Source organism: Microcoleus sp. S36b_A4, assembly GCF_036700645.1.
In the GTDB taxonomy this organism is placed as follows: Bacteria; Cyanobacteriota; Cyanobacteriia; order Cyanobacteriales; family Microcoleaceae; genus Microcoleus.
In genome coordinates this window covers 1-10,307 of record NZ_JAUBPI010000147.1, presented here as the reverse complement: position 1 = coordinate 10,307, position 10,307 = coordinate 1, and the positions used below count along the sequence as shown (strand labels likewise).

The 10,307-nt window shown below is 47.4% G+C and carries 6 protein-coding genes; 5 read left to right on the top strand and 1 reads right to left on the bottom strand.

Annotated features, from left to right (window positions below; genetic code table 11):
* Positions 1-491 precede the first annotated feature (491 nt).
* From QUA03_RS27280 to QUA03_RS27260, 5 genes are all read left to right on the top strand, one after another.
* Positions 492-2,696 carry a hypothetical protein gene (locus QUA03_RS27280; RefSeq protein WP_333216630.1) on the top strand — a complete coding sequence of 735 codons (2,205 nt, stop codon included), beginning with the start codon at positions 492-494 and terminating at the stop codon, positions 2,694-2,696.
* Between the two features lie 47 nt (positions 2,697-2,743).
* Positions 2,744-4,693 (top strand): DUF3685 domain-containing protein, encoded by a 1,950-nt coding sequence (locus QUA03_RS27275; protein WP_333216628.1) that lies wholly within the window; start codon positions 2,744-2,746, stop codon positions 4,691-4,693.
* A gap of 168 nt (positions 4,694-4,861) precedes the next feature.
* Positions 4,862-5,347 (top strand): CRR6 family NdhI maturation factor, encoded by a 486-nt coding sequence (locus QUA03_RS27270; protein ID WP_333216626.1) that lies wholly within the window; start codon positions 4,862-4,864, stop codon positions 5,345-5,347.
* Positions 5,348-5,649: 302 nt separating this feature from the next.
* On the top strand, positions 5,650-7,182 hold the full coding sequence (locus tag QUA03_RS27265) for an NAD(P)/FAD-dependent oxidoreductase (RefSeq protein ID WP_333216624.1): 1,533 nt from the start codon (positions 5,650-5,652) through the stop codon (positions 7,180-7,182).
* 400 nt (positions 7,183-7,582) lie between these two features.
* A complete protein-coding gene (locus tag QUA03_RS27260) occupies positions 7,583-8,797 on the top strand; it encodes an FAD-dependent oxidoreductase (protein WP_333216622.1) in 1,215 nt (404 codons plus the stop codon).
* 146 nt (positions 8,798-8,943) lie between these two features.
* Here the strand turns inward: QUA03_RS27260 and QUA03_RS27255 are convergent, their stop codons facing one another.
* A complete protein-coding gene (locus QUA03_RS27255) occupies positions 8,944-9,816 on the bottom strand; it encodes a pentapeptide repeat-containing protein (RefSeq protein WP_333216620.1) in 873 nt (290 codons plus the stop codon).
* Positions 9,817-10,307 lie beyond the last annotated feature (491 nt).

Here is a 10,307-nt window from a genome sequence, read left to right as displayed (position 1 = left end):
TGAAATTTAGTCTAGAACCACTATTTTTAGGGGTGAGAGGTGAAGCCCTTTATTGATTCGCCAACAGTCTCTTTCAACCGCTGAGTCTGATAATGGAATTTCTGACCCGGATTTAATATTAGACCTTAGTTTAATCGCTCCCCCAATCCATCTGTGGAGTCAAATCTAAAATCTAAAATCTAAAATCTAAAATCTAAAATTGCTCGACTGACGGGGCTTTATACTGTTTTTTCTGCTAAACGGCCCCGGGATCTGTCAATAACTGTTAGATAACTGGTATGATTTACGTGCTTCGGGAGCCTAAAATACTCGGAAGCAACCAGTGGGGCCAGACACAAACCTCACTATAAAACGCCGTAGAGGGAAAGATTGCCAGTACCTTGAAGGAAGTTCTCGATCTCCTTAACAGGAGTCAGAAGCCGACATCACAATCTATGATTTGATGTGGGAGTGTCACGTGAAGAGTGCGCATTACAGGACAAGCTGAAGTAATGGCGAGACGACAATCTGACCAATTCCACACACCACCGCAATACAACCCATCCCTCAAACCGACGGCACAGTTCAGTGCAGAGGCGACAGGCGATGCGAGTTCCTCAGTAACGGCGCTGCCGACCGAGGGGAAAAGAACTTTTTGGCAGTGGCAGCTAATCTGGCTGAGTCTCCTGGTGGGATTTGGAGTAACGGGGGCCGCTGCATTTCTGTGGTTACTGACGATGCCGCCGCCGCCCAATTGCCAGCAACTGTCGCCGTTGGCGGCGGACGGAGAGCGACTTTACTGCGCTCAGCAAGCCGCTAAGTCGGGCAAGCTAGAACAGCTAGAATCGGCAATGGCACTGGTGCAGGCTTGGCCGAAAGAACATCCGCTATACTCGCAAGGTCAACATTTGATAGGGGAATGGTCGAAAGCCATTCTGGGATTTGCCAGGGCAAAAATTGAGAGGGGCGATTTGAAAGGCGCTCTGGAGATTGTGGCGAAAATTCCGAAAACCAGTCCGTCTTACCCAGAGGTACAGGAGGCTGTGACTGCTTGGGAAAAAAATTGGCAGGAGGGCCAAAAACTCTACGATACAGCCCTAGCAGCTTTGAAAAGTGAGGATTTAAGGAAGGCTTGGGATTATGCTCAAGCTTTGTTCAAGCTGGAAAATGTTTTCTGGAGTCAAAAGCGGTACAACGAGCTGATCCAGCAGATTTCTTTGGAAAGAAACGGCTGGCAGCGCTTGGAAGAGGCTAGAGATTTGGCGAAGGACGAGACTCCGCAAAAGTTCGCTGAGGCGATCGTCCTGGCTCGCAAAATAGACTCGCAGCTTTTTGCCCGCGCTAAAGCTGAGAAGGAAATTGAGGGCTGGAGCCGGACTTTGCTGGCAATGGCTACTAAGCGGTTGGGGGCGAAAGACCTGCCGGGGGCGATCGAGGCTGCTTCTGTTGTGCCACAGGATTCGCTACTGTTTGCGGAAGCTCAAGATTTGATGCAGTTGGGTAGAGCTCAGGCAGTGACGTGGAACCAGTCGATATCAACTCCGCTGCCACAACACATTTTTAGCTTGCTTGAAGGGCAGGGGGCTGCTAGCAAAATAGCTCCAGGTCGCCCTCTGTACAAGCAAGCTCAAGTTCAAATTGAAAATTTGCAGGTGCAGTTTCAAGATTTGCTGCGGCTGCAAGTGGCGAGTACGATCGCTAGTGTCGGTCAGATAGGAACGTTTGGACTCGCGATCGAGCAAGCGCAAACCATTGGACTTAAGCAGCCACGGCGCGTTCACGCTCAAACTTTGGTGGCTGCTTGGCGTCGGGAAATTCAGCGGATCGAAGACCAATCTTTTCTGACTTTGGCGAAGCAGTTGGCAGAACCGCAGACGGTTGAAGGACTCAAGGGCGGTATGGCTCAGTTAGCCCTGGTTGCTCAAAACCGCCCCCGCAGGATAGAAGCGCAAACTCTCTTGGCTCAGTGGACGAAACGTATAGAAGTTATTCAAGATCAGCCTTTTTTGGATGAAGCGATCGCCCTGGCGAAGCAAGGAAAACTTAGTGCTGCTATTGAAAAAGCTTCGGCAATTAAGAGCGGTAGGACTTTGTACGCGAAAGCTCAGGATAATGTCTATCAGTGGGTGAGTGAACTGCAAGTTGCTCAAGATAGACCGATTCTTGATCGAGCTTCGGCATTGGCATCTCAAGGCAGTCTAGGAGCGGCGATCGATACGGCTTCCCAAATCGGTTACGGTAGGGCGCTGTATTCAGAGGCAGCAGGTGCGATCGGGCGCTGGAGTGCTGAACTCAGAGCCAACAGTGCGCCGCCGCCGGAACCCGCTCGCGAGTACGCGCCGGAACCCGCTCGCGAGTATGCGCCAGCTCCGCGACAGGAGGAGTACGCGCCAGCTCCGCGACAGGAGGAGTACGCGCCAGAACCAGAGCCTTACTATCCGCCTGCGAGAGAAGAGGCCCCGGCTCCGGAACCTTACTATCCGCCTGCTAGAGAAGAGGCCCCGGCTCCGGAAGCTTACTATCCGCCTGCTAGAGAGCCGGAACCGGAACCTTACTATCCGCCCGCGCCAGAGCCGGAACCTTACTATCCGCCCGCGAGAGAAGAGGCCCCGGCTCCGGCTCCGGAACCTGCTCCTCCGGCTCCGGCTCCGGAACCCGCGCCGCCCTCGATTCCTGAATCGGCTGGGCCTCCTGATGCTAATTTGCTCCCGGAGTAATTGGGTTTTCGCACGATCGCTCTCTAAAATCTCAAATCTAAAATCAAGTGAGTAATTTCCAAGTGCTGACGATCGAGGGCGACCCCATTTTCCGGCTGGGGCTGCGAGTAGCTTGCGAGCAGTATCCAGACTTGCAAGTTGTTGCAGAGATTTCAACCGCAACCGAGGCTTTGCGGGTTCTCGAATCTCGCTCGATCGACTCGGTAGCAGCCAAGAAGCCCGCAGATTTGGTAATTTTGGCTGTTGAGACTTTAAATTTGCGATCGGGCCAAACAGAGGCGCTGGCCTTTTGTCGCGAACTCAAAAGTTTGTACCCCAACCTCCCCCTGTTGCTGCTAGGCGGGCCGCTCACACCAGAGCTGTTGGCTCAGGTACAGGCGACGGGTGCGAATGGCTATTGTCCTAAAGGTAGAGATATTTCCTTGACAATCGAAGCTATTCGCGCGGTGGCATCTGGTCGCACTTATTGGGCGACGGATGCGACAACGAACTCGGAAATAGAACTAAATGCAGCGGTGGTTCAAACAGTAGAAAACTCCGCAGTAATTGCCGATAACAATGCAGATAATTCGACAGTTGATACGCCAGTACACAAAAAAATGCTGGCTTATTTTTGTCAGTCTGGACTACGGGAAATAGATGCAACTTTGGCGGTTGTTCAAGCTGATTTGCAAGAGATTAAAGCGGCAAATCCGACAGATTTGCCCTCTATTTTAGATGGGGTTGTTCTCAGCGGGCGCCGCAGAGAATTGCTGGCAGCTCGCTGGATTGTCAGTCAGTTCTTATTGGAAGGAAAAGGGGAGAAGGCAGAAGGCAGAAGGCAGAAGGCAGAAGGCATAAAGCAGAGGATAGAAGACCGAAGGCAGAAAGAGGAAATGAGAGGCGAGAATTTGTTAAATAATTCTCAATCGCAATTAGCGAATTCCCAAGTTTCGGCTGAATCTTTGGTGGTTGCAACTAATTGGCAAGGTAGCTTGTTTGACTCGGCGGCAGCTAAATTGCAGTTTGATTTGGTGAATTTGACTGGCTTGCCTTTGGAAATCGATATTTTGCGATCGACCAAAAAGCGTGAATTGATGACTTCCATCCTGCATAAGTTAAAGGATTTGCTGGAAGAATTGCGCTTTTCGCAAGTGCAGCAAACTCAATTGTCGCAAAAAATGCCTGCTATTTTACGGGATTTGTGGGAGGCGACAATCATAGATTTTTTTGGCAGATACTATACACTGCCAACGGTAGAAAATCTGGTTTTTGATGGGAGTCAAACAAGCTTGAAACTGGGAGAAAGTCAAGAGGGAAGCGCTGCTTATCTCTTGGCAGGTAGCGGCGTAGAAGTTGTGCCGATACTGCTGGCAGATGCTGATGTAGTTGCAGCTCAAATCCTTGACAAAATACCGATGACAGTTGATTTTTTTGCACATTTGCTATTTGAAGTTCCTCTAACTGTTGACAATATTTCTTGTGTTGCTGGCAGCCCGGCAGCAATGCAGCGAGCTGAAGCTTTGTTGGAAAATTTGGCAATTCAAGTTGCTAGCGGAGTGGTACAGCCTCTACTAAATAATTTGGCAAATATTGAAGAAATCAAGCAAATTTTTTACGATGGTAAGTTGATTTCGACGCGAGAAATTGAGCGGTTTCGGAATGAGTTGTCGTGGAGATATAGCTGGGATAGATATTTTGTGGAACCGAAAGCTATTTTTGAAAGCAGGTTTTGGCTGTTTATTTTGGGCGATTCTGGAATTAAAAAAATTTCTATTTATGCTCCAAGAAATCTGGAGTTAGTACAGCTTTCTGGCTGGCAGTTAGCCTTAACTTTGGTGCTGGAAACCAGGGATGCGATCGCACCTAGAGTTCGCGCGGTTATTTCGTTGTTGGGTGCTGGCGTTGTTTATGTTTTGACTCAGGTTATAGGGCGAGGAATTGGTTTGATTGGGCGGGGAATTATCCAGGGGATTGGTAATTCTTTGCAAGATAGCAAGTTTGGGAAAAATGGGTAATTAGTCATTAGTCATTAGTCATTATTTCGTAGTCATTAGTGAGCTAAAATATTTATAGGTGGTGGTATGATAACTAAATGGTAGACAGTTGACAATCAAGCAATTGGGTACTCGCCTCCCGGATTCATCTGTGGGATTAATCTAAAAATTAAAATGGGTTGACTTTTTATGAGTATTATGATATCGATAGATGCCGATCGCATAAACAGTTTAGATTTGTCTCCGGTGCGGAGTGTGATTGAAAAGTGGCTGGCCGAAGGAGCGATCGCCCAAAACGAACAACAGCTACAATTTGAAATTGAGTATCCGCGCGAAGAGTTAGATCCGCGAGAAATTTCGGAAATTCCCGAAGTGCGGCTGTGGTTTATTCGCTTGGATGCTTGTTACCCTTGGCTGCCATTTTTGCTGGATTGGAAAGCGGGAGAATTGGCGCGCTATGCCGCGATGTTGGTGCCGCACCAGTTCCACCGCACCCAAGGTATTCAGTACAATCCTGAAGCTTTGGAAATGTTTTTGATGAACAAAATTTTTGTGTTGACTGATTGGTTGAATGAGCAGGGAATTCCCAGTAAATCGAAGTTGATGGCGATGTCGCAGATGTTTGGTTATGATTTGGAGGATGCTTTTTTTGATGTGATTTTGCCCCACAAATAAGCATCTCGCTCAAATTAACATAGTCCTAATTAGGTAGGCGACTCTATACCGAAAGACTAAGTAGAAAGGTAGAAATTCGGTTTCTTCCCTTGTGGGGCGGGTTTTCCAGTCCGCCTCCGCTGCTATAAGTTCCATCCACAACAGCTTAATAAAACTTAACAGCAACCGCCATCAGACTTTAATACCATTCTTAAACCAGCGCGCCTCAAAAAATTGTTGCTGGACTTCACAATTTTCTCAGAATTGAGAGTTAGTTTAAATAGACAACGATCGCCCGATTCAATCGATCGAGGAAATTTACCATGAAAACAGATTACCTCATCGTCGGCAGTGGTTTATCAGCACTGGTTTTCGGAGCTTTGATGGCAAACTCCGGCAAAACCGTACACATCCTCGAAGCTCACGAGCACCCCGGAGGCTTTGGTCACACCTTTACGATGGCCAAAAAATACACCTTTAATGCCCAATTCCACTACGTTTGGGACTGCGGCGAAGGACATACAGTCAATCGAGTTCTCAAAAAACTCGGTCTCGATCGAGATGTCACCTTTGAACGGTACGATCCGAATGGCTACGACCACATGAGAATGCCGGGGTATGAGCTGGATATTCCCTCCGAACCAGAGGAACTGATCCGCCGATTGTCGGCCCTGTTTCCCGAAGCGGGCGAGAGAATTCGCAAATTCGTCAACGAAGTCGAGAAAACCGGCGAAGGACTAAAAAAACTCGCTCCTCCCGTCAAACCAATTGAATTGCTCAAAAACTTCGGTGACGTATTCTGTGCCGTCCAACATCTCAATAGTACACTTCAGGACGTTTTCGACAAGTTCCAACTCCCGCAAGCCGCCCAAACCCTATTAGCCCTGCAATGGCCTGACTTTTTGCTGCCCCCCAATCAGCTTTCTTTCTATGCTTGGATTGCCTTGTTTAGAGGCTATCAAGAAGGTGCATTTTACCCGACGCAGCATTTTGAATCTGTCATCAATTCTTTAGTTAATGTCATTGAATCCAACGGGGGAAAAGTTCTACTAAACCATGAAGTCACTAATTTTAGGGTGACAAACAGAACAGTAACTGGTGTTGAAGCGATGGATTTGACCACCCATCAAACCCATGAATTCACGGGCAACACGGTGATTTGCAACCTTGACCCGAAAAGAGCAGCCAAAATGATTGGAGAGGAACTGTTCTCTAAAACAGTGCGGCGGAAACTCAACTATGAGTATTCTGCATCTAACTACATGGTGTACTGCGTTGTCAAAGATATTGATCTCCGAGACTATGGATTTGGCAAGTGGAATACGTTTCATTCTGAGCACTTGGATCTGAATGAAGCCTTTGCTCAAATGTACGATCGAAATGATTTTTCTCGTCCGAGCTTTGCAATTACAACGCCAACTTTACTGACGGAAGCGCGGCGGGATTGTCCAGAAGATTGTCAAATTGTCGAATTTCTGACTGTTGCTAATTACAGCTATTTTAAACAACTTTGGGAGACAGATCGCAAAGCTTACAGACAGAAGAAACAAGAGATTCTGGACTCGATTTTAGATGTTGTGGAAAAACACTATGTTCCGAATTTCCGCAAACACATGGTCTTTCATATTACCGGAAGTCCGACGACTAACGAGCGCTTCTGTTGGTGTCCAAACGGTAATTCCTACGGTTCCACCCTGACGCCGCGCAACATGGGAGTCGATCGACTAAATCATGAAACATCCCTCAACAATTTCTATTTCTGCAACGCCTCTTCGGGCTATCCCGGCTTTGCACCGACATTTTGGACGGGGGCGCTGCTTTATCAACGTTTATCCGGCGATGCGATTTTAGGCTAGGAGGAATTGGTTACTCGGCGATTGAAAGAGACTGTTGGCGAATCAATAAAGGGCTTCACCTCTCACCCCTAAAAATAGTGGTTCTAGACTAAATTTCAAATTGACCATATAGCCATTAACTACCAATAGTGAACGGAAATACTGCCTCCCAGAGGTGATGGGTAACACCCCCTGCGAATTCGCCAACAGTCTCTTGAAATCGCTACTACAGAAACGAAGTCTGCCTCCGCAGACTAAAAAATAAAAAGGGCATCACATCCAACCTGGCAACGAGAGAAAGCTAGAAAAAGGTTCTTGTCCCCCCCCTTATTAAGGGGGGTTAGGGGGGATCGGATCGTTTCTTCAACACATCTTAAGCATTCGATGATTAATGTTCCATTCTATCAAGTAGGAGTGAACTATGAGAATTGCAATTGTTGGGGGCGGAGCCAGTGGTATGGCAGCAGCCTACTGGCTCGATAAACAGGGGCATCACGTTACTGTGTTGGAAAGTCAGCCGATTTTAGGCGGACACATTAGGACGCTGAACAAAAATGTTGTACCCAATCAATCTGAGTGCAATGAAATATTAGAAAATGGGGTGCTAGAATTTCCGACTGTGTTTTACAATTTCGTGGCTTTTATGCAGGATCTCGGCGTTGAATTAGAACCCGTGCAGATTGGTTCAGCGTTGTTTTTTAAAGATGGCACTCACTTTTTGTCTGCGGTCTCTATCCGAAAGAATTTCACCGGAATCCAACGTCTGAGCGAGTATTTGCGGCTTGATAGTCTCTACGCTCGTTCGGCGGGGTTTATTTTAAAAATGCGGTTTGCTAAACAGCACGATTTCTACGATGTGCCGCTTTCGGAGTCTTTGAAAAGCTCGTGCGTCCGCAATTATTGGCTGAAGTTGCTGACGATGTATAGCTACTCGATACCGTTTGAATTACTCGACAATTTTCCGGCGGAATTAGCGATGCCTGTTTTGCGCGAATATGCCTCGGTCAACTGGGTGAGGATTAAAGGCGGGGTGTATTCTTACATTGAAAAGATTTTGGAGCGATTTAAGGGCGATATACGGCTAAATGTGGAGATTGCCAATATTTTTAGAAGTGCGGATGCTGTAAAAATCGTGCTTTCTGATGGGGAAATCCAGGAATTTGATAAGGTCGTTTTTGCGATGCCACCCGATCAAGTTATGAGGCTATTGTCTGATCCGACGGAGGCGGAAACGAAGCGGTTTTCGGCGTGGAAAGCCAATTATGCAACCACTGTACTGCATTCGGATACATCGATGTACGATCGCTACGGTATCCGCAAGTTATCAGAATTTGATTTTTTCGAGACGGAGAAGGGATGGGGATATAATGCGAGCTTGAATCAGCTTTGCGGCATCTCCTCGCCACGAGAGTACAGTTTAGCTTTTCAACTGCAGGAGTCGATCGCCCAAAAGCACATTATTCACATTCAGAAACATCACACGCCGCTGTACACTGTGGAGTCTTTTCGATATCGAGATGAAGTTATCGAGACTAATGGCGAGAACCACACTTATCATGCGGGAGCTTATTTGGGGGATGGTTTGCACGAAGGAGCCATTACCTCTGCTTTGCGAGTCGCGAAATTAATCGGGTGAACTCAATTGTGATGCTACAAACTCTCGCAAATATCAGTAAATTTCTTGCCGGTGCAACACTCTCACAAAAGTAATGATGTCTGCATCAAAAGTTAAACCCATGCGAGAGTCGTCTACTCGGATGCGAAATTAATTTTTGACCTTGCCTAAGCTGCGACACCACGTGCTGCAGTTAAGTAGACATCATTGCTCATAGATGGGGGCATGGTTGATCCGGCTAACTGAGTACCCTCAAAGTTGGCTCCCGTGAACGTTGCCCCGCTCAAGTCGGCTTCGCTCAAGTCTGCATAGCACAGCCTAGCCCAATCGAGGTTTGCCTGCACCAAAGAAACTCCCACCAGATTTGCCCTGGTTAAATCTGCTCCCATCAACTTGACGCCCCGCAACTGAGCCCCGCTGAGATTGGCAGCTAACAAGTTAGAGCCTTCCAGGTTTACCCCGTTTAGTTTGGCTTCGCTCATGTTGACGCCATTGAGATCCGTCCTGCTCAGGTCGATGCCATTGATGTAAGCTTTCCTGAGATAGATGCCTGTTAGTTGAGCGCCAAAAAGCTTTGCACCGCTGAGTTTTGCCCCTCCGCAGTTGGCCCAGTTGAGGTTAGCTCCCGTGAGGTTAGCGCCCCGCAGATTGATGAATTGCAGGTCGGCTGTACACAAATTGGCGTTCCAGAGGATGGCGCTCCGCAGGTTGCTACCGATGAGTTGGGCGCCACTCAACTTTGCCCTGGGCAGTTTTGCTTTGACGAGGAAAGCTCCGCTGAGATTGGCTTTTGTAAGCTCTGCGTCTGCTAGTCTGGCTTGGCCCATTTTGGCAAAACTCAGATTTGCCCTGTAAAGGTTTGCGTCGTTGAGTTCTGCTTTGGTGAGATGCGCCCGACTCAGGTTAGCTCCCGACAGGTTAGCCCTCGAAAGGTTGACGCCGACCAACATAGCTCCGCTGAGGTTTGCTCCGCTGAGGTTTGCGTCAGCAAAGTCTCTGTTTCCATTTTCGTATTCTTTGAGCAGCTCGGTTACTTCCATACTGGTCACATTCCTAATAGTGGAAATTTATTTAGAAATAAACACTCTTTATAAGTATTTTATCTCAAATGGAGCGGACGCGATCGCACTTTCAAGAAAGCTGACAATTAACTTTATATTTATACATATACTTTGTGCTTTTTCCAGATTCCCGACCGTTTTGAGGTCATAGTCTGAAACCCTTGATTTATCGTGGGTCTCTAGTGTGCTTCGGCAAGCGTTGCGATCGTACTGAGATCGGTGAAACCGTTATTCTCAATAGGTAAGCCATCAAACACTGTCCTAATTATTAATCAATAGTAAAATAATATTCTTGTTGTCCACTGTGACTAACAGCTTTTTTAAACGGAGACTGCAAATTTCTTAGTTGTGTTTGCTTCAGGTGTCGCGAAGGCTGGCATGGTCATATCTCCATATTAGACATCTCCAAAAACAATTAAAGCCTTTGTGTAACTAGGCTGTATGACGTAAATGCAATCATCCTAAATTAG

Excerpts from the sequence above, each read along its gene's own strand:
- QUA03_RS27270 (WP_333216626.1), top strand. The coding sequence starts at position 4,862 with ATGAGTATTATGATATCGATAGATGCCGATCGCATAAACAGTTTAGAT.
- QUA03_RS27260 (WP_333216622.1), top strand. The coding sequence starts at position 7,583 with ATGAGAATTGCAATTGTTGGGGGCGGAGCCAGTGGTATGGCAGCAGCC.
- QUA03_RS27255 (WP_333216620.1), bottom strand. The coding sequence starts at position 9,816 with ATGGAAGTAACCGAGCTGCTCAAAGAATACGAAAATGGAAACAGAGAC.
- QUA03_RS27280 (WP_333216630.1), top strand. The coding sequence starts at position 492 with ATGGCGAGACGACAATCTGACCAATTCCACACACCACCGCAATACAAC.
- QUA03_RS27265 (WP_333216624.1), top strand. The coding sequence starts at position 5,650 with ATGAAAACAGATTACCTCATCGTCGGCAGTGGTTTATCAGCACTGGTT.